We start from the raw sequence: 18,849 nt of genomic DNA, 5'->3' as shown, positions 1-18,849 counted from the left end.
GCTACGTTTGTTTCACGCGTTAACTGGTCTACTTGAGGTCTTTCAATGCCGCGCGCTACCGACAGCAACACCAGCCTGTCCCTGACCGCAGCCTCGCTGTCGGCGCTTTACCCTGAGTCGCTCTCGGGTGATGAAGCGTTAAACATGCTGGGCGCACAAGTGCTCAACGGCCTCAACGACGGCACGCCCCTCACCCTGACCTCCGCCGTCGCTACTCACGTCACCACGACTTTTCACAACGACGCCCAACTGCGCCCGTTCGACGCCCTCGTCGCCGAGATCCGCCAACTGCCCGCCGATGCCACTGCGGAGCGCTATCAACTCCTGCTCCGGCCATGGCTGTGGTGGCTGACGCTCGCGAGCAACAACCGCGTATTCCAGAACCTCGCCACCTCGGACATCGTCACCACAATCTTCAAGGCGCATGGCTTTAACGATTTCAAGCTCTCACTGACCGGCAGTTACACGCCACGCGAATACTGCGTTCAGTACGGCGAAACTGATTTCGCCTTCGTCTCGCGGTTGTTGGAGGAAGAAGGCATTTTCTGGTTTTTCACCCATGACGATGGCAAGCACACGCTGGTTTTGGGCGACAGCAACGATGCCTTCGTGCAGATTCCCAATGGGCCGACCGTCAGTTATCTGGGACAAGGATTGGGCGAACGGGAGTTGCACGGTATCCGTTCCGGTCAGGTCTGTTTGCAAGCGGTGGCCGGCGTATACCGAGCGACGGATTATGAATTCACCACGCCGACCACCTCACTGTACGACCAGGCTGAAGCGGTGGCCGGGCCACTTTCCATGTACGAACATCCGGGCGGTTACAACGCCAAGGCGCGCGGCGATACGCTGACCAAGCAGCGGGTCGACGGCTTGCGCAGTGAGGAAAAACGCTTTGTCGGCGAGAGCGACTGTCGCTGGCTGGTGCCTGGGCACTGGTTCACGCTCGACGGGCATGACGATGCCAGTCTGAACATCGATTGGGTGGTGACACGTGTCACCCATGGCGTCAGCCATGAGCAGTATCGCAACCGTTTCGAGGCAATCCCCAAGTCCACACCGTTTCGCCCGCAACGGCTGACGCCAAAACCGCGCATGCACACGCAGACCGCGATTGTGGTCGGTAAGTCCGGCGAAGAAATCTGGACCGACGAGTACGGCCGGATCAAGTTGCAGTTCCCGTGGGATCGCGATGGCAAGAACGATGAAACCAGCTCTTGCTGGGTACGCGTGGTGTTGCCGTGGAGTGGCAAGGGCTTCGGCATGCAGTTTATCCCGCGCATCGGCCAGGAAGTCATCGTTACGTTTATCGATGGCGACCCGGATCGGCCGCTGGTGACCGGTTGCGTCTACAACGGCGATAACGCCCTGCCCTATGCCCTGCCGGCCAATCAGACCCAGTCCGGGATCAAGACTCAGTCTTCCAAGGGGGGCGGCGGCTTCAACGAGTTGCGCTTCGAGGATAAGAAAGACGCCGAAGAGGTATTTTTGCAGGCGCAGAAGGATCTGAATATCAACGTGCTCAACGACACCACTGCCACCGTCGGCCATGACGAAACCCTCACGGTGCAGAATGCCCGCACCCGCACGGTCAAGGACGGCGATGAGACCGTCACTCTGGAGAAGGGCAAACGCAGCGTGACGATTCAGACCGGCAGCGACAGCCTCGATGTGAAGGACAGCCGCACGGTGACGGTCGGTGCCGATCAGAATCACAGCACTGGCGGCAACTACACTGACAAAGTCACTGGCGATTACAACCTGACCGTGGACGGCAACCTGACGATCAAGGTCAGCGGCACCCTGACCCTGCAAAGCGGTGGCAGCTTCACGATCAAGAGCGGCGCCGACCTGGCGACCTCGGCCAGCACCTCGATCACCCAAAAGGCCGGCACCGCCATGACCAATCAGGCCGGTACTTCGCTGGACAACAAGGCCGGCACCACGCTGACCAACGACGCTGGCATCAGCCTGACCAACAAGGGCGCGGCTTCGCAGACCGTCGATGGCGGCGGCATGCTGACCATCAAGGGCGGTCTGGTGCAGGTCAACTGACCAAGGAGACGGCATGGCGATCACACCGCTGGATTTGCAGCAGGATGACAAGCAGCTCAAGGGGCGCTTGCAGGACGGCCAGCTCGACGGCCCGCTAAACATCAAGGATGACGGGCGCAAACAAGCGGATTTGCAGTACAGCCAAGGCGAGTTGCAGGGTACGTCGCTGCTCTATCACCCCAATGGCAAGGTTTCGGCGCAGATGCCGTTTGTACGTGACAAGTTGCAAGGCGTGGCGAGTTTTTATGCGCCCGAGGGCTTTTTACAGCGCAAGGCGACTTATCGGCGCGGGTTGTTGCATGGCGAGGCGTTCAATTATTTTCCGGATGGGCAAGTGGCGGAGGCCGAGTGTTATCGCGATGGCGTGCGTGAGGGACGCTATCAGCGCTTTCATCCGAACGGGAAAACAGCGATGCAAGCGCGGTATATGAATGGGCAGTTGTTGGAGCCGGAACAAGGGTTTGCCGAGGATGGCCGGCCATTGGGAGACGACGGCAAGCCGATTTCGCGGGTGCGGTGGTGGTATCAGCGGTGGGTTGATCCGCAGCAGACCTGATGGTTCTCTATTGGCAGCACCGGCCTCTTCGCGAGCAGGCTCGCTCCCACAGTTGAGGGTGTTTCTCCAGATGGAATGCGGTCGAATGTGGGAGTGAGCCTGCTCGCGATGAGGCCCGCACATTCAACACAAGGGTCAGGGAATCAGCATCTGCATCTGCCCCGGCACGACAATCTTGATCACCCCCGCCCAGTTGCACATCAACGTACTGTTGGCATCGATCGCCGGCATCCCGCCAAGCAACAATGTCGGTGCACCGCCGGGAATCCACGGCGTGGCCGTCGCCGGAATGCACGGCATCGGCGTCAACACTCCCAGCGCAGCCGCCGTCGCGGCGGCCACCATCGGATTGGCCAGGCTCATGCACACGCCGAACGGCAGGATATTGACCAACGGGATGTGATCCATGATGTTCGCTGCAGGCATCCCACCGGTCAGCGTGCGATTGACCGGCAACACATTGAGCATCGACGGAGCGGCGCCGAAGCTGCATTGCAAAGTGGCAGTGGCACAGACTTGCGGACAGCCCATTTCCCGACTCCTTGTTGGACACGGCCTACCCGCTAAACCTTAGTCTGCCGTGGCCCGCCCTGCACATTCCCAGAGGTGATTATCCGGCAACACGCTAACCTATAAGACCGACCCGCGCTTGTGAGCACCTCAGCGCACCATTAGATTAGCCAATGATGTCTGGCCTCCAAAATAAGCAGAAGGGATAAGCATGGCGCTTACTGACCAGTCCACCCGTATCCGCGCTGGCGAAGAACTCGATGCCAGCCTGATCGATCCGTACCTCAAGGCACACATACCAGGCCTGACCGGCTTGCCTGCGATCAGCCAGTTTCCCGGCGGTGCGTCGAACCTGACTTACCTTCTCGAATACCCTGAGCAAGAATTCGTTCTGCGCCGGCCGCCGTTCGGCCACAAGGCCAAATCCGCCCACGACATGGGCCGTGAATTTCGCATCCTCAATCAATTGCGCGACGGTTTCCCGTACTGCCCGAAAGCCTACGTGCACTGCACCGATGAATCGGTGATCGGCGCCGAGTTCTACGTCATGCAACGGGTCAACGGGATCATCCTGCGCTCGGAACTGCCACCGGAACTGGGGCTGGATTCGGCAAAAACCGAAGCGCTGTGCAAAAGCTTCATCGACCGCTTCGTCGAACTGCACCGTGTCGATTACAAGGCTTGTGGCCTCGGTGACCTGGGCAAGCCCGAAGGCTACGTCGCCCGCCAGATCAAAGGCTGGAGCGAACGCTACGAAAAAGCCCTGACCCCGGATGCGCCGCACTGGGAAGCAGTCAAAGCCTGGCTCAACGACAAGATGCCGGCCGATCATCCGACCTCGAGCATCGTCCACAACGACTACCGCTTCGACAACGTCATCCTCGACCCGAACAACCCGATGCAGATCATCGGCGTGCTCGACTGGGAGCTGACCACACTCGGCGACCCGCTGATGGACCTGGGCAACACCCTCGCCTACTGGATCGAGGCCGATGACCCGGCGCCGGTGCAACTGATGCGCCGCCAGCCGAGCCACGCCCCAGGCATGTTGACCCGCCGCGAGTTCGTCGACTACTACGCCGAACGTGCGGGCATCCAGATCGACAATTACGACTTCTACTACACATACGGCCTGTTCCGCCTGGCCGGGATCGTGCAGCAGATCTACTACCGCTTCTACCATGGCCAGACCCAGGACAAACGCTTCGCGCAGTTCATTCACATGAACAAACTGCTGGAGCAGATGAGCTTGCAGGTCATTGCGAAATCGAGCCTCTGACGGCCCACACCAAGGAACCCTTATGTCCAAGACTCAGTTGTTCGACCTCGACGGCAAAATCGCTTTCGTCTCCGGCGCCAGCCGTGGCATCGGTGAAGCCATCGCCAAACTGCTGGCCCAGCAAGGCGCACACGTGATCGTCTCGAGCCGCAAGCTCGACGGCTGCCAGCACGTCGCCGACGCGATCATCGCGGCTGGCGGCAAGGCCACTGCAGTTGCCTGTCACATCGGTGAGATGGAGCAGATCAGCCAGGTATTCGCCGGCATTAAGGAACAGTTCGGCCGTCTCGACATCCTGGTCAACAACGCCGCGACCAATCCACAGTTCTGCAACGTACTCGACACCGACCTCGGCGCCTTCCAGAAGACCGTCGACGTGAACATTCGCGGCTACTTCTTCATGTCGGTGGAAGCCGGCAAGCTGATGCGTGAAAACGGTGGCGGCAGCATCATCAACGTTGCGTCGATCAACGGTATTTCGCCGGGCATCTTCCAAGGCATCTATTCGGTGACCAAGGCGGCGGTGATCAACATGACCAAAGTCTTCGCCAAGGAGTGCGCGCAATTCGGCATTCGCTGCAACGCCCTGCTGCCGGGCTTGACCGACACCAAGTTTGCCTCGGCACTGGTGAAGAACGACGCGATTCTCAAGCAGGCGCTGACACAGATTCCGCTCAAGCGTGTGGCCGATCCGAGTGAAATGGCCGGTGCGGTGCTGTACCTGGCCAGTGATGCGTCGAGCTACACCACCGGTGTTGCGCTGAATGTGGACGGTGGGTTCCTGTCCTGACCCCCTTCGGCCTGCCAACAATCCTGTGGGAGCGAGCTGGCTCACTCCCACAGTTTTTCCCGAGGCGACTCAGACATCGCAACAGCAAACGGTGACCCGGTCTCACTCAGCACAATCAGCGTCGAAAACGGCCCGCCCAGCTCCTGTTCGCAGCTACTGCGTGACGCAACGGGTGGTGGTGATGTGTCGAGTGACTTGCTCGTCGACGTACATGTCGCCCGACACCTCAGTGTTCTCGAGGACCTGGCAGGTACGCTCCGGCGGCGGAGGTGGCGTTACAGGTGGAGGCGGCGGCGGACTGGCACAACCGGCCAACAGCACCACAGAAAAAGCCAACGACAACGGCGAACACACGCGTTTCCCAAGACTGTTCATAGGACGACCCGCGAAAATGGGAGACAAACTCCCGCGACCGAACCGACCACGGAAGACCTGACCACTCATTCTTTATAGACGACAGCCTCGCTAGCGCCAGTAAAACCGACGTATCAGAGAATGACGGCTGTCGATTTTGCGTTGGGATTTGCATCGCTTGCGGGTTTCGAGACTGCGTCGCCTGTCAGGCCGCCGTTTGGCGAAGTCGAACACATCGAGAAGAGGTGCAGCGAAGCAAACCGCAGGCGACTGGCCCCGGATCAATCCCGTAAAGCCTTTTGGGTCACCTTTTCGCTGGGCCGGCATTCCGGCGTCTGGAAAAGGTGACCCGTCGTAAGGGCGGTACCCTGATCAGCCATCACCCAAAAAACGGATATCCCACAAAAACCTACGCCAAATCAGGATCGCGAGATGAGCGCAAAGAATTGCTCTCCAACTCATACCGCAACTCCTCAATCAACGCATCCACCGACTCCGGCGTACGCAGCGCATTGAGCTTCAACCCACTGATCACCAGATCCACCTGCCCTGACACCGGATGATAGAGCTTCACCGTCAGCGAATGATCTCCATCTACCGAACAATCACAGGCAAGCGGCGAAAAACTCTGCTCAAGCTGAGCGCGCAACTGCGCGAGATTCATCATTGCTGTTCCTTAAACTGCTTCGAAGGGACGCGATCCCAAGCCCGAAAAGACTCGTATCGCACCCCAACAGACTAAGAACAGCCCGCTCACACCAACACATGAATTTGCACCGATTGAACTAGTGCATTTGTACCCTAGCGCTGCCCCTTGGCACCCCACGCCCCCGAAAACAAACCCCGCTCCCGCGCCCAGACAATCGCCTCGCTGCGGCTGTGAACATCCAGCTTGGAATACACCGTCGCCACATGATTGCGCACAGTGTTGGGCGCCAGTTTCAACCGCGCTGCTATCTCCTTGTCCGCCAAGCCTTCGCAGATCAGGCCCAGCACGTCCCGCTCACGCGCCGTCAGATCGGTGAACGAAACACTCGGCAGTTGCGGCGAATTGACCCTCTTCACATTGGCCAGCTTTTCGATCAACGTGCGACTGAACCACGAAGCGTCCTTCATCACCTCTTCAATCGCCGCGACCAACTCAAGCTCGGTACGCTTGCGCTCGGTGATGTCCATCAAGACCAGCAGGTAGCATGGCGTGTCCTGAATATTGACCGTGTCGGCGGACACCGCGCACTCCAAAAAATCCGCATCCTTCTTGCGCACTCGCACGTCAACCCGATCAATCCGACCGTTTTTTTCCAGCGCCGTCAGCAACCGTGCACGCGCCCCGCTGTCGTCGATGAAATCCAGTTGCGCCACAGTCTTTCCCAGCACGTCATCGCTGGCATAGGTCAGGGTATCGAGGAACGCCTGATTGACATCGAGTACCCGCTGCTCGTCCGCACTACAGACCAGGATCGGCACCGGGGTCAGGCGGAACGCCTTGGCGAAGCGTTCTTCGCTCTGGCGCAGCGCCACTTCCGCCTTGTGCCGCAACTCCATGTCGACGAAGGAAAACAGCATGCACTGTTCATCGTTGAGCAACAGCGGTTGGCCCGCGACGATTACTTGTTTACTGCCACCATCGGGCAAGCGCAGTTCCGCCTGCATCTGCGGAATAGTTGCCACATCTTTCAGGCGTTGAATGGCCAGGTCCTTATGCTCGGCCTGTTCAAGAATGTCGATTTCATAGGCCGACGTGCCGATCACCTGATCGCGGGTATAACCGGTCATTTCCAGAAACCCCGGATTGACCTTGATGTAACGCAAATCGCTGAGGCGGCAGATCACCGCCGGTGCGGGGTTGGCATTGAAAGTCTTTTCAAAGCGGTGTTCGGCGTTGGCCCAATCGGTGACGTCGCTCATGATCAGCACCAGCGACTCGGGCTGACCCTCGCGATCGGTCAGCACCATGCTGCGCACGCTGTGAACCCATACACGCTCCGGGTCATCCACGGCGAACACCTCGATCAGCACGTCGCTGAAGGCTTCGCAGCGCGCCACACGGCTGATCGGATAGTTCTCCGGTGGCACCACGTGATTATTGCGATACCGCAGGCTGAAACGCTTGGCGTATTCGTCGGCGTCAGCACCCAGCTCACCGATACGGCTAACGCCGTGCATGGCCAGCGCCGCTTCGTTGGCCCAGAGAATGCTCTGATCCAGCTCAAGCAGAATCACACCATCCGATAGCCCGGCGATGATCTGCTGCAACTGGCGACGATTGGTTTCGCGGGTCAGGACTTCCTGGCTCATTGGATCTCCACAAGTGATACGGCCATGTGAAGAGTACGACCGCAGCCGTCAGTGATCGTGCCGGTCAGAAATTCCAGCAGCATCATAATTCCCTTATCGGCCCCACTCGCTCCGCTGGAGTTTGTCGACTAAGGTTAATACCTCATCGGATTGAGCCCCTGCCTGCCAAATCGGGCTCATGATCAAGGAGAGACTGATGACATCCCGCCGCAACATCGAACAGACCTATCGCACCTGGTCCAGCCCCATCCTGCTGGAGCTGAAAAAACGCGAGCACCAAATGAAGCCCGTCGAGCGCCAGGCGCTTGAGAATATATTGGTGGAAAGAAGGTTGCTGGACATTGGCAACCCGGATGGAGCTGAGCGCCGTCAGGGCAAGCCAGGATCGTGAATCTGTCAGGCGTGGGGCGCGGCATTCAAACCCGATTCGCGCGGCACACCTGTGGCCGTCTTTTGAAGCGCATAGCTCAGACCGGAGAAATCGTCGCGAGCAGGCCAATCATGATGGTCAGTACCAAAAAGCCACCCAGAAAAAACGCCATCTTGTTCATGTTGCTCTCCTCAATGCTGAGCTTGCGGTGCACTGGACGCTTCGGGATGAAGGACTGTCGCGAGTGACCGAACTGCCGGGGCATTTTGATCCTGCATCTGAACCGAATACAGGGGCAGATTGAAACGAAAAAAGCGTATCAGACGGGATCTGATCTGTAGGAGCTGTCATTGGTTGGTATTCAGGCAGCGACAACAAGGTTGTCCTGCCAGCGCTTTGATCTAAAGTCGAAGAACAATAAAAATCCCGAGGTGCAAATGACTGATCTGAACCTGCAACCCAGTGCTGCCGAATCCCTGAATCGCTGGCACGAGATGATCCGTACCGGCGACTTGAGCGCCCTGCCCACGCTGCTCGATGCCAACGCCGTATTCCGCTCGCCGATGGCGCACACGCCTTACCCTGGCGCGCAGGTCGTGGCGATGATCCTCAACACGGTGTTCAAGGTGTTTGAGGATTTTGAATATCACCGGGAACTGTCGACGGCCGATGGGCTGAATGTGGTTCTGGAGTTCAGCGCCAAGGTCGGCTCGAAGGAGCTCAAGGGCATCGACATGATTCGCTTCGATGAGCACGGAAAAATTGTCGAGTTTGAAGTGATGGTGCGGCCGTTAAGCGGATTACAGGCACTGGGTGAAGAGATGGGGCGACGGCTTGGGGCCTATCTGGCAAAAGCAAAATCCTGACCCTGCCCCAAACTCATGTAGGAGCTGCCGCAGGCTGGGATCTTTTGATCTCTTGTTTTTTAAAGGATCAAGATCAAAAGTTCGCAGCCTGCGGCAGCTCCTACAGGGTCGAGGATTCAGAATCTGCGCCAAAAAAAAGCCCACTGACCGTCGCCGGTTCAGTGGGCTTTGTGTGTCAGGCGTCTAATTACAGAGCCATGTCACGTGCAGCGTTTTCCTTCGGAGCTTCAGCTTTTTCAGCTGCAGGTGCAGCCGGAGCAGCAGCCTGACCGATCACTGGAGGCGTCGGCAGTTCGAGGATTTTGGCGGTGTAAGCCCACTCTGCAGCCACTTTGGCTGGATCGCTGTTCAGTTGAGTGCCGTAGCTTGGAACGATCTGGTGCAGCTTGGATTGCCATTCTGGCGTGGCGACTTTGTCTTTGAAGACTTTCTGCAGCACGCTCAGCATGATCGGTGCAGCGGTCGACGCGCCTGGCGATGCGCCCAGCAGGCCGGCGATGGAGCCGTCTTGCGAAGCAACGATTTCGGTGCCCAGTTTCAGCACGCCGCCAGCGGCTTCATCACGCTTGATGATTTGCACGCGTTGGCCGGCTTGCCACAGGCGCCAGTCTTCGGCTTTGGCGTTCGGGAAGTATTCCTTCAGCGCGTTCAGACGGTCTTCATCCGACAGCATCAGTTGACCGGCAAGGTACTCTACCAGCGGGTATTCCTTGATGCCGACCTTGGTCATAGGCCAGATGTTGTGGGTGGTGGTGCTGGTCAGCAGGTCCAGGTACGAGCCTTCTTTCAGGAACTTGGTGCTGAAGGTCGCGAATGGGCCAAACAGGATGACGCGCTTGCCGTCCAGAACACGGGTATCCAAGTGCGGAACGGACATCGGAGGAGCGCCAACCGAAGCCTTGCCGTAGGCCTTGGCCAGGTGCTGTTCGGCGATGGTCGGGTTATCGGTCACCAGGAACGAGCCGCCTACCGGGAAGCCAGCGTATTCCTTGGCTTCAGGAATGCCCGACTTTTGCAGCAGATGCAGTGCACCGCCGCCAGCGCCGATGAACACGAACTTGGCGTCGGTTTCGGTTTTGGTGCCGTCTTTCAGGTTTTTGTAGCTGACGCGCCAGGTGCCGTCTTCGTTCTTGGTGATGTCCTGCACTTCGCTGGACAGTTTCAAGTCAAAGTTAGGCTTGGTCTGCAGGTAACCGGCGAACTGGCGGGTGATTTCGCCGAAGTTCATGTCGGTGCCCAGCGGGCTCCAGGTGGCCGCGATTTTCTGGTTCGGGTCACGCCCTTCCATCATCAGCGGAACCCACTTCTTGATCACAGCTGGGTCTTCGGAGTACTGCATGCCGGCGAACAGCGGGCTCGCTTGCAGGGCTTCGTAGCGCTTTTTCAGGAACTTGATGTTGTCATCGCCCCACACGAAGCTCATGTGCGGAGTGGTGTTGATGAACGAGCGAGGGTTCTTCAGAACGCCTTGCTGAACCTGCCAGGCCCAGAATTGACGGGAAACCTGGAACGCTTCGTTGATCTCGACGGCTTTCGGGATCGTCACGTTGCCTTTGTCGTCTTCCGGGGTGTAGTTCAGCTCAGCCAAAGCCGAGTGACCGGTACCCGCGTTATTCCAGCCGTTGGAGCTTTCCAGGGCGACACCGTCAAGGCGCTCGACCATCTCCATCGACCAGCTTGGCTCCAGCTCATTGATCCACACACCCAGGGTGGTGCTCATGATGCCGCCGCCGATCAGCAGTACGTCGACTTTCTTGGCCTCTGCCGCATGAACGGACGTCAGCCCCATCGACAAAGCCAGCCCTAGCAAGGCCGTGTTCACTTTTTTAAACATCTGTTGCACCTATGATAAAACGCCTTCCGCCCGCCGCTGTTATCTGTATGCGATCCGCTTTGATGACGCTCAGGCTGGCGTCGCAGATTCCGGCACACTTCAATTTTGACGGGTGGGCACACAAGGCCGACATGCTGCATCGACCCCAGTTAATGTCCCTTCTGAACTGACTTCTTATCATTATTGGCTCAGCTACTTGAGCGACAGGGATTCCGTCGGCCCGCCCAAAAGGCAAGCAAACCGAATAAGGTCAAACCAAGTTGGCGCGAAGAATATCACGTCAGGGCAAACCCGCGCGTCTGTTCCCGACTTGAGAGTCTTTTTCCGCTCAGAGCGTTATCGGCCAATAACCGTTGAACATGACGTCTATCAATTACCTAACGAACAACAATCTGCTAGGTTGTACGATGACTGACGAACAAAGAGCTTATCCTTCAGTCATCAAACCCAATAACAACAAGGAAACACCCATGACCAAGTCCCGACTCCTGATCGGTTTTCTCTGCGCCTTCAGCGGCTACACCCTGGCCGCCCCTGCCCCGGCGGAAAAAGATGTCGCCCAGGCAGTGGATCATCTGACCCAGGCGATGCTGCACAAGGACATCGCCGAGTTGAACGCGCTGACGGCCAGCAACCTGACTTACGGCCATTCCAGCGGCAAGATTCAGGACAAGAAAGAATTCATCGCCGACATCGAAACCGGCAAAAGCGCGTTCAAGACTCTCGAGATGCAAAAACAGACCATCACCCTGTCCGGCGACACCGCGCTGGTGCGTCATCACTTTTCCGCGCAGGCCTTGAAGGGAACCGAGGTGGTGCCCACCGAGATCGAGAACTTCCAGATCTGGCAGAAGCAGGATGGCAAGTGGTTGCTGGTAGGACGGCAGGCGTTCAAGTTCTGATTGAGTAAATTCATCTTTTTGCTGTTGTGAATGCAGTTGTGTTTACACCACAGCCTCTGTGGGAGCTGGCAAGCCAACTCCCACAGAGGCTGTGGTGTTCGCAGGCTTGGTGCACACCATCTGCCCCTACATCCACTGTCACAACCGAAACCGATCCACCGACTGCGCCAACTGCCCCGCCAGGCTCGACAGTTCATCCGTCGTATTCGCCGTCTGGCCGATCACCCGGCTATTGCCCTCGGACATCCCCGCAATCATTTCCACCTGATGCGCAATCTCGTTACTGGCCTGGCTCTGCTCGCCAATGGTGCGAGTAATGTCGTTGACCAGTTGCGTAGTGCTCAACGTCGCCTCGAGGATCTCGCGAATCGCCCGCTCGACATCGGCCGTCACCGCCATGCCCTTGTCAACCTGCGCCACACCTGCCTCCATGCTGCTGACTGCCTCACGGGTGCTGTGCTGGATGCGCGCGACCATCGCGGCGATTTCCTGGGTGGACGCACTGGTCCGCGCTGCCAGACTGCGAACTTCATCCGCCACCACCGCAAACCCCCTGCCCTGCTCGCCCGCCCGCGCCGCTTCGATCGCGGCGTTGAGTGCCAGCAGGTTGGTCTGGTCGGCGATGCTCTTGATCACCTGGATGATGTTGAAGATGGCTTCGGATTCCTGATCCAGCGTGCGGATGACCTGCGCTGACTGTTGTGCCGAACGGGCGATATCGTCCATGTCGTTGACCACTTGATGAATAACCTGCCCGCCATTCTTCGCCAATGATTCAGCCTGATTGGCCATGCCCAGGGCGCGCTGGGCGTGGCGGGTGATTTCCTCGATGCTCGCGGTCATCTGGCTGGCCGCTGCGGCCATGGTCCCGGCGGCGACACTTTGCTGCTGGCTGCTGTCGGCGACCTGATGGCAGCCGTGGCTCAATTGTTCGCTCATGCCGCTGACGCCATGGGCATTGCGCCGCACCACGTCGATCATGTTGCGCAAATCCCTTTGCATGGTCGCCAGTGTGCGGATCAATACGCTGGCCTCGTCCTTACCGGACGGCTCGGCTATCGGTTCACTGAGGTTGCCGTGGGCGATACTCTCGGCAATGCGGCTGGCCGACCGCAGCGGTCCTAAAATGCTCAGCATCACCCAGCGCCCCTGTGCCAGCAGCAATAACACGCTGGCGATCAGCACCACCGCGAGAGCGAGATTGGCACTGCGAATCGCCGCTTCGGTACCCTCACTGGTCTGCCGGGTATTGGTTTCGATCTGTTCGCTTAGAGCCGCCATCTGCTCTTCGAGTTGACTGAACGCGGTGTTGAACGTGCCAAGTTGCTGCTGCGCCGCATCAGGGTTGTCCAGCGCCAGCCCGACAATCCGCTCGGCTGCGTTGATATACGTGTCGAGGCTCGGCTTGATCTGCTCCAGCGCCGTGCGCAAAGTCGGGTTGATCGGCAACTTGAGGTTTTCATCAAGTACCTCATGGAAATGCCCGGCGTGCTCGTTGATCGAATCGCGAACTTCGGCCGCCGTACTGGTGCTTTTGCCCAGACCCACCAGCATTGCCGAGTAAACATCGGCGCGCAGGGCGTCGTGCATCATGTCGGCTTCCAGGTGGTTGCGCAGCGCGCTCATGCTGACCGCATTGTCGCTGACCGCCGAGGCCATCCGCAGGTTGCCGACATAACTGACCAGACTCACGATCAACGCCGTCAGCAGGCTGGTAGTAACCAGCAACACTAAACGCAATTTTATCGACATCGTGAAATCCCCCCGGGCATGCTCGAAAAGCCTTGTAAGACCTTGAGTTAAGCCTATTTGCGCGGGTCTGCCGTGGCAGAGCGTGTCAATGAGTGTCTGCGCGAGGAGCCAACCCGACAAAACTTTCGGATTGTGCGACGAGTCTCACTTTGCAAGGCAGTTGGATCCAGCCTTCATCGCCCGTTAATTCTCAAGAGCTATTGAATCGATCCTTCTGAACACTCGTGCAGCAAAAGGGAAACACTTATGAAACGCGCACTCTGGTTAGGTTTACTCGGCACCTTCGCCCTCGGCACGGCACAGGCGGCGACCGATAAAGTTGCGATCAACCTGGTCAGCACCGACGGCGCACCGCAGGCAATCGGGGCTATCACTATCAGCGAGACGCCATATGGCCTGCTGTTCACGCCCGACCTGAAATCCCTGCCCGCCGGTGTGCATGGCTTTCATGTCCATGAGAACGGCAGTTGCGAGCCCGGTGTGAAGGATGGCGTTAAAGGCGCCGCATTGGCAGCCGGCGGACACTTTGATCCGCAAAAAACCGGCAAACATCTGGGCCCTTATGCTGACGGCCACTTGGGTGATTTGCCGGCGGTTTACGTAACCGCCGACGGTATCGCCAACTATCCCGTGCTGGCCCCACGCCTGAAAAAAATCTCCGAAGTCAAAGGGCATGCGCTGATGATTCATGCCGGCGGCGATAACCATTCCGACATGCCCAAGCCCTTGGGCGGTGGCGGCGACCGCATGGCCTGCGGGGTGATTTGACTCCGGCATGCGACCGGGCAACCCACATGGCGTTGCCCGCGTCTGTCTCAAAGCTCCCTACGGAACTCCCGCCCGCTGCGCGCCTCTGACGTTATGTAGGACTTCCCTTTTTGCTTCGCGCTTGTGGAGGAATACCGTCATGCGCAAGTTAGTGCTCGTTTCTTCTTTACTCTTATGCCTGCCAGCAGGTTCAGCGCTGGCCCGTGTTGATGCGGGTGATGTCGCCACCTCGGCAGGTGTCTCCGCGTCGCTGTACTCGACCTTCAAGGATCACAAAATGGTGATTCCGGCCCGTGACGACTTGTCTGCATTTGTCGCCAGTGGCGGGGCCATTCGTGGGGTTTATCTTGAGTCAGTGCTGCAACAGGTTCGCCAGGACAATCCCGGCATCGATGCCAGTGATGAAGACCTGGCCAACGCGATTCTGGTGCATTACGAAGGCCTGAATCAGTAATTACCAAGGATGCGGCGGCCGATGGACGGCAACTGACGACGCATAGGCAAAACGGTCTCACGGCCTCTATGATGGAGGCCATGACGACTCATGCGCCAATGCGCTCACCCTGCCCGCCCGGCGCCTGCGATTGCGGGCGCGATTCGTTGCTGGAAATGCCGGATGCGGATTTGCGCATCCTGCTTCTGACCCGCGAGCAAGAAAAAATTCTCCTCGCACGCCTGGAAAAACTCAAAGACCTCGCCGACCTCCAGCATTTGCAAAAACGCCTGTTCGAGCAGTTGGGTGTTCGCGTCGAAGTCTCTCCAGGTTTCCATGAAGTACGCACGATGCTGGGCATCGATATTCAAATCGAGGATCTTCCAGGGCTCTGCCGCAAGACTCGAAAGTCGATCCCGGCAGCGATTCGTCGTAGTCTCAACAACAACCCCGAGATCGCCTTCGAACTGCTCAACGCCCACGACTTGCTGCGCGACACCTGATTACTTTTTCATGCCGACCCGTTTGCGCATTTCAGCGGTGATGCTCTGACGGGTTTTCTTCATGTCTGCCCATGGCTCGTCGCCAACCTCCGCCAAGCGCTCATGCACGTTGTGCACATGCCACTGATTGCCCCCCTTGAGCTCGGCAACCTCCTCGCGAAACAGCGGCACCGAGACTGGCAAGCCTTCGCGCGTGCGCGCGGCGTAAGTACAAATGGTGGTGGCGCCCAAACCATTGCGCAGGTAATCGATGAAAATCCGTCCGACACGATTTTTCGGCCCGGACACCGCCGAAAACCGGTCCGGCAACAGGTTGGCCATGTGACTGACGATCGCATGACTGAAGTCCTTGACCTCATCCCACCCAAGCTTGCGGGTCAGGGGCACCACCAAATGAATACCCTTGCCACCGCTGGTCTTGAGGAAAGCCTTGAGCCCCAATTCATCGAGTACCGTCAGGGTCAGAGCGGTGGCTTCGACCATGCTTTTCCATGGCAGCGCCGGATCGGGGTCTAGATCGAGAACAAAGCGATCGGGCTTTTCCAGATCAACCGTGGTGGCATTCCAGGTATGCAGTTCGACGGTGCTCATCTGCACTGCGCCGATCAGCGCTTCGGCATTGTTGATCAGCATGACCGGTTGGCCGGTCACGTCCTTGTCCAGCGTGGTGATGCCAGGGATCGCCAAGCGCTCGGCGTTCTTCTGGAAGAACAGTTCTCCGGCGATGCCATCCGGCGCACGCACCAGCGCCACCGGGCGATCCTTGAGTTGCGGCAGGATCCATTCGGCGACGCTGGCGTAATACTCGGCCAGTTGCATTTTGGTGGTGCCGCTGACAGCGTCGATCACCCGATCCGGGTGAGTGATGCGTACTTTGCCGTTGGCCAGGCCGAGCTGCGATGGTGCGGTTTCGGTCGTTGCCGGTTTGCTGGCGGAGGTTTTTTTCGGCGCTTTCTTTGCGGCGGTTTTGCTCTCAGGTGTCTTCACGGGCTTTGCTCGCTCCTCGATGATGCCCTTGGCCGGCTTGTCATCGCGCAAACCATGAAACACCGCGTGGCGTACCGAGCCGTCCTTGGTCATTTCGGCGAACGCCACTTCCGCCAGCAGTTTTGGTTTGAGCCAGTGCACGCCTTTGGCTTCGAAACCGGTTGGCGGATTGACCACCGCGGCCTTCTTCACCTGCAATGGCTTGAGCTGGGCAAGAATGCTTTTCAACGTTGTCTCATTGAAACCGGTGCCGACCTTGCCGGCATATCTCAACTCACCACTGTCACGATCATGCAGGCCCAGCAGCAATGCGCCGAAGGCGCTGCGTGAACCCTTCGGATCGGTGTAACCGACGATCACGAATTCCTGGCGATGTTTGCACTTGAGCTTGATCCAGTCACTGCTGCGGCGCGAAACATAAGGCGAGCCGATACGCTTGCCGATCAGGCCTTCCATCTTCATCTGGCAGGCGCTGTTGAGCAGTGCATCCGGGGTTTCATCGAAGGCTTCGGAGAAACGCAGCAGGGGTTGTTCATGGGCGCCCAGCACCGTGGCCAGCGCCGCGCGGCGTTCCTCGACGGGCACTTCGCGCAGGTCGACACCGTTGAGGTAGGGCAAGTCGAACAGGTAATAGAGGATGTTGGCGCTGCTACCGGAATCAAAGGCATTTTGCAGCGCCTGAAAATCCGGCACACCTTGCTCATTGGCAACCACCATTTCACCGTCGAGCCAGGCGGATTCCACGCCAAGCGCAGCTAATGCCTCTGCCTGTTTTGGCAACTTGTGCGTCCAGTCGTGGCCATTGCGGGTGAATAGCTGCACTTGATCATGATCGATTCGCGCCATGATCCGGTAGCCGTCGAACTTGATCTCGTAGCTCCAATCCCCTTCCGGCGCGCTGTCGACCAAGGTCGCGAGTTCCGGTTTCAGTTGCGCGGGGATTTTTGCCTTGTGCGCGCCCGTCAGTGTCCCCGACGCCTTTCTGCGAGGTTTGGCTGCGGTCTTCTCGATGGGCTTGACCTGCTTGGCTGCAAGCTTGGGTTTATCGACCAAAGTGCGCTCGCTCAGCACACTGTCCGGCTCGGCGACCAAGACGTCGTAATCATCCTGCGGGCGGGCGGCATCGTCCCGATGCTTGATCAGAAACCAGTTCTCCTTCTTGCCCGGCATGTGCGTGCGCACCAGATTCCAGATTCCGGCGAGTTTTTCGCCTTGCAACTCGAACTTGAGCTTGCCCTTGGCATAGGCCTTTTGCGGTTCTTCCAGCGGAATCCACACACCGCGATCCCAGACAATCACATCCCCGGCGCCGTAATGCCCCTCGGGAATGCTGCCCTCGAACGTCGCGTAATCGAGCGGATGATCCTCGACATGCACCGCCAGACGCTTGACCTTCGGATCAAGCGACGGCCCTTTCGGCACCGCCCAACTCTTCAGCGCGCCATCGAGTTCCAGGCGAAAGTCGTAATGCAGGTGCGAGGCGTCATGCTTCTGGATGCAGAACTGCAAGGCGTGATCCGCAGCAGTCTTCTTGCCCGAGCGCTTGACGGCAGCCGGTTCCGACGTTGCCGAGAAGTCGCGCATACGGTTGTAGTCGTCGAGGTTCCTGCTCATGGCGCACCTGCCTTGTTTCAGCCGATTCGAGTCACGGTCAATGCGACCACGGCAATCCGGTCGACGCGCTGATAACCGGGGTTCATCAGTTCTTCACCGAATACATCCGGGTCGAGCTCGCGGTACGTCCAGCCAAAGCGTGATTCATCGAGTCGCGGCAATACGGTGTCGAGAAACGGGTCGCGACCATCGACCATCGCCACGCCGGTGTACAGCACCAAGGAGCCGCCCGGTGTCAGCCGATTGAGTGCCTGCTCGACGATACGCAGTGACAGTCCGGCCCCCAGCGTTCCGCCGCCATGCCGATAAGCTCGTGCGGCCGGATCAGCCATGTACGGCGGGTTGGCAACGATCAAATCGAAATCGCCGTCGACACCCTGCAGAATGTCGCTGTTACACGCTTCGACGTTGGCCACTTCCGCCAGCGCCGCATTGATCGTGGTCAGGCGCAGCGCGGCGGGATTGATATCCAGCGCCAGCACTTGCGCTTCACGGCGGGCGCGGCCGATCAGGATCGCGCCGACACCGGCGCCGCATCCGATGTCCACGGCGCGATGGATTGGCGCAAAATTCTGCTGCAGGTGCGCGTGAATCAATTGGGCGAAACGATAGGTATCCGGACCGAAGAAAACCGAATCGGCCGCGTCGGTGGGGAAAGCCGAATGCACGAATAGCAAGTCGTCCAGACTCGACCAGCGCACACGACTTTTGAGATGGCCTTCGTAGCTATCAATGACCTGAGCATCCTGCAATTGCCGTTGTTCGTCAGCAGACAGCAAGCCTGGTTCGAAGGGGCGCGACCAGCCAAACACATCGCGCAGGGTGTCGGCGAACTGGCCTTCGTCGCGCTGGTTGACCCGCTGATGGGTCAGCGGCGTCGGCGTGGTGAAACGGTAGCCGTCGGCCTGTAAACGCCGTCCCAGTTGCAACAGTACGAGGTCATTGGTGGACAGTTGTTCTTCCTGATGCATTGACGAG

Annotated in this window: 18 protein-coding genes and 2 pseudogenes; 10 read left to right on the top strand and 10 right to left on the bottom strand. The window is 58.6% G+C overall.

Features of this window, described 5'->3' with window-relative positions; all coding sequences use genetic code 11:
• Nucleotides 1-45: 45 nt before the first annotated feature.
• Together tssI and PSH79_RS10820 are read left to right on the top strand one after the other, a co-directional pair.
• Nucleotides 46-2,055 (top strand): type VI secretion system tip protein VgrG, encoded by a 2,010-nt coding sequence (tssI, locus tag PSH79_RS10825; protein WP_305442675.1) that lies wholly within the window; start codon nt 46-48, stop codon nt 2,053-2,055.
• A 13-nt stretch (nt 2,056-2,068) separates the two neighbouring features.
• A complete protein-coding gene (locus tag PSH79_RS10820; protein ID WP_305442672.1) occupies nt 2,069-2,611 on the top strand; it encodes a toxin-antitoxin system YwqK family antitoxin in 543 nt (180 codons plus the stop codon).
• Between the two features lie 135 nt (nt 2,612-2,746).
• Here PSH79_RS10820 and PSH79_RS10815 read toward each other — a convergent pair whose 3' ends face one another.
• A complete protein-coding gene (locus PSH79_RS10815) occupies nt 2,747-3,142 on the bottom strand; it encodes a DUF4280 domain-containing protein (RefSeq protein ID WP_016985257.1) in 396 nt (131 codons plus the stop codon).
• A gap of 190 nt (nt 3,143-3,332) precedes the next feature.
• On the opposite strand from PSH79_RS10815, the gene PSH79_RS10810 reads away from it, so the two are divergent.
• Together PSH79_RS10810 and PSH79_RS10805 are read left to right on the top strand one after the other, a co-directional pair.
• Complete coding sequence (locus PSH79_RS10810) at nt 3,333-4,400, top strand: phosphotransferase family protein (RefSeq protein ID WP_305442668.1); 1,068 nt, start codon at nt 3,333-3,335, stop codon at nt 4,398-4,400.
• A gap of 22 nt (nt 4,401-4,422) precedes the next feature.
• Complete coding sequence (locus PSH79_RS10805; RefSeq protein ID WP_095120260.1) at nt 4,423-5,190, top strand: SDR family oxidoreductase; 768 nt, start codon at nt 4,423-4,425, stop codon at nt 5,188-5,190.
• A gap of 153 nt (nt 5,191-5,343) precedes the next feature.
• Here PSH79_RS10805 and PSH79_RS10800 read toward each other — a convergent pair whose 3' ends face one another.
• From PSH79_RS10800 to PSH79_RS10790, 3 genes are all read right to left on the bottom strand, one after another.
• A complete protein-coding gene (locus PSH79_RS10800) occupies nt 5,344-5,565 on the bottom strand; it encodes a hypothetical protein (protein WP_305442667.1) in 222 nt (73 codons plus the stop codon).
• Between the two features lie 388 nt (nt 5,566-5,953).
• Nucleotides 5,954-6,211 carry a DUF1652 domain-containing protein gene (locus tag PSH79_RS10795; RefSeq protein ID WP_305442665.1) on the bottom strand — a complete coding sequence of 86 codons (258 nt, stop codon included), beginning with the start codon at nt 6,209-6,211 and terminating at the stop codon, nt 5,954-5,956.
• Nucleotides 6,212-6,345: 134 nt separating this feature from the next.
• Nucleotides 6,346-7,842: a helix-turn-helix transcriptional regulator gene (locus PSH79_RS10790; RefSeq protein WP_305442662.1), complete on the bottom strand. Its 1,497-nt coding sequence runs from the start codon at nt 7,840-7,842 to the stop codon at nt 6,346-6,348.
• Between the two features lie 196 nt (nt 7,843-8,038).
• Here PSH79_RS10790 and PSH79_RS10785 point away from each other — a divergent pair, with 196 nt between their 5' ends.
• Nucleotides 8,039-8,233 (top strand): hypothetical protein, encoded by a 195-nt coding sequence (locus PSH79_RS10785; RefSeq protein ID WP_305442659.1) that lies wholly within the window; start codon nt 8,039-8,041, stop codon nt 8,231-8,233.
• Nucleotides 8,234-8,309: 76 nt separating this feature from the next.
• Here PSH79_RS10785 and PSH79_RS10780 read toward each other — a convergent pair whose 3' ends face one another.
• Nucleotides 8,310-8,477: a hypothetical protein gene (locus PSH79_RS10780; RefSeq protein WP_187677100.1), complete on the bottom strand. Its 168-nt coding sequence runs from the start codon at nt 8,475-8,477 to the stop codon at nt 8,310-8,312.
• A gap of 172 nt (nt 8,478-8,649) precedes the next feature.
• On the opposite strand from PSH79_RS10780, the gene PSH79_RS10775 reads away from it, so the two are divergent.
• On the top strand, nt 8,650-9,078 hold the full coding sequence (locus PSH79_RS10775; protein ID WP_305442656.1) for a nuclear transport factor 2 family protein: 429 nt from the start codon (nt 8,650-8,652) through the stop codon (nt 9,076-9,078).
• A 187-nt stretch (nt 9,079-9,265) separates the two neighbouring features.
• On the opposite strand, the gene mqo is transcribed toward PSH79_RS10775, so the two are convergent.
• Complete coding sequence (gene mqo, locus PSH79_RS10770; protein ID WP_305442653.1) at nt 9,266-10,912, bottom strand: malate dehydrogenase (quinone); 1,647 nt, start codon at nt 10,910-10,912, stop codon at nt 9,266-9,268.
• A gap of 470 nt (nt 10,913-11,382) precedes the next feature.
• On the opposite strand from mqo, the gene PSH79_RS10765 reads away from it, so the two are divergent.
• Complete coding sequence (locus PSH79_RS10765) at nt 11,383-11,814, top strand: nuclear transport factor 2 family protein (RefSeq protein WP_305442651.1); 432 nt, start codon at nt 11,383-11,385, stop codon at nt 11,812-11,814.
• 138 nt (nt 11,815-11,952) lie between these two features.
• Here PSH79_RS10765 and PSH79_RS28145 read toward each other — a convergent pair.
• Nucleotides 11,953-12,546 (bottom strand): annotated as a pseudogene (locus tag PSH79_RS28145) (methyl-accepting chemotaxis protein); the annotation flags it as partial.
• 312 nt (nt 12,547-12,858) lie between these two features.
• Nucleotides 12,859-13,566 (bottom strand): annotated as a pseudogene (locus PSH79_RS28140) (MCP four helix bundle domain-containing protein); the annotation flags it as partial.
• A 246-nt stretch (nt 13,567-13,812) separates the two neighbouring features.
• On the opposite strand from PSH79_RS28140, the gene sodC reads away from it, so the two are divergent.
• The 3 genes from sodC to PSH79_RS10745 all read left to right on the top strand — a co-directional run bounded on the left by sodC (nt 13,813) and on the right by PSH79_RS10745 (nt 15,270).
• Nucleotides 13,813-14,334, top strand: coding sequence for a superoxide dismutase [Cu-Zn] SodC (gene sodC, locus PSH79_RS10755; RefSeq protein ID WP_305442646.1), 522 nt, complete (start codon nt 13,813-13,815; stop codon nt 14,332-14,334).
• Between the two features lie 139 nt (nt 14,335-14,473).
• Nucleotides 14,474-14,788 carry a DUF2388 domain-containing protein gene (locus PSH79_RS10750; protein WP_305442644.1) on the top strand — a complete coding sequence of 105 codons (315 nt, stop codon included), beginning with the start codon at nt 14,474-14,476 and terminating at the stop codon, nt 14,786-14,788.
• 80 nt (nt 14,789-14,868) lie between these two features.
• The gene (locus PSH79_RS10745) at nt 14,869-15,270 is read left to right on the top strand and encodes a hypothetical protein (protein ID WP_305442642.1); all 402 of its coding nucleotides are present in this window, start codon (nt 14,869-14,871) and stop codon (nt 15,268-15,270) included.
• Here the strand turns inward: PSH79_RS10745 and ligD are convergent, their stop codons facing one another.
• Both ligD and PSH79_RS10735 read right to left on the bottom strand, forming a co-directional pair.
• Nucleotides 15,271-17,871 (bottom strand): DNA ligase D, encoded by a 2,601-nt coding sequence (gene ligD / locus PSH79_RS10740; RefSeq protein WP_305442640.1) that lies wholly within the window; start codon nt 17,869-17,871, stop codon nt 15,271-15,273.
• A 17-nt stretch (nt 17,872-17,888) separates the two neighbouring features.
• Nucleotides 17,889-18,842: a class I SAM-dependent methyltransferase gene (locus PSH79_RS10735; protein WP_305442639.1), complete on the bottom strand. Its 954-nt coding sequence runs from the start codon at nt 18,840-18,842 to the stop codon at nt 17,889-17,891.
• Nucleotides 18,843-18,849 lie beyond the last annotated feature (7 nt).

It is taken from the genome of Pseudomonas sp. FP2196, assembly GCF_030687715.1.
GTDB lineage: Bacteria > Pseudomonadota > Gammaproteobacteria > Pseudomonadales > Pseudomonadaceae > Aquipseudomonas.
The sequence above is the reverse complement of the archived record's forward strand: the minus strand, read 5'-3'. Positions and strand labels throughout refer to the sequence as shown.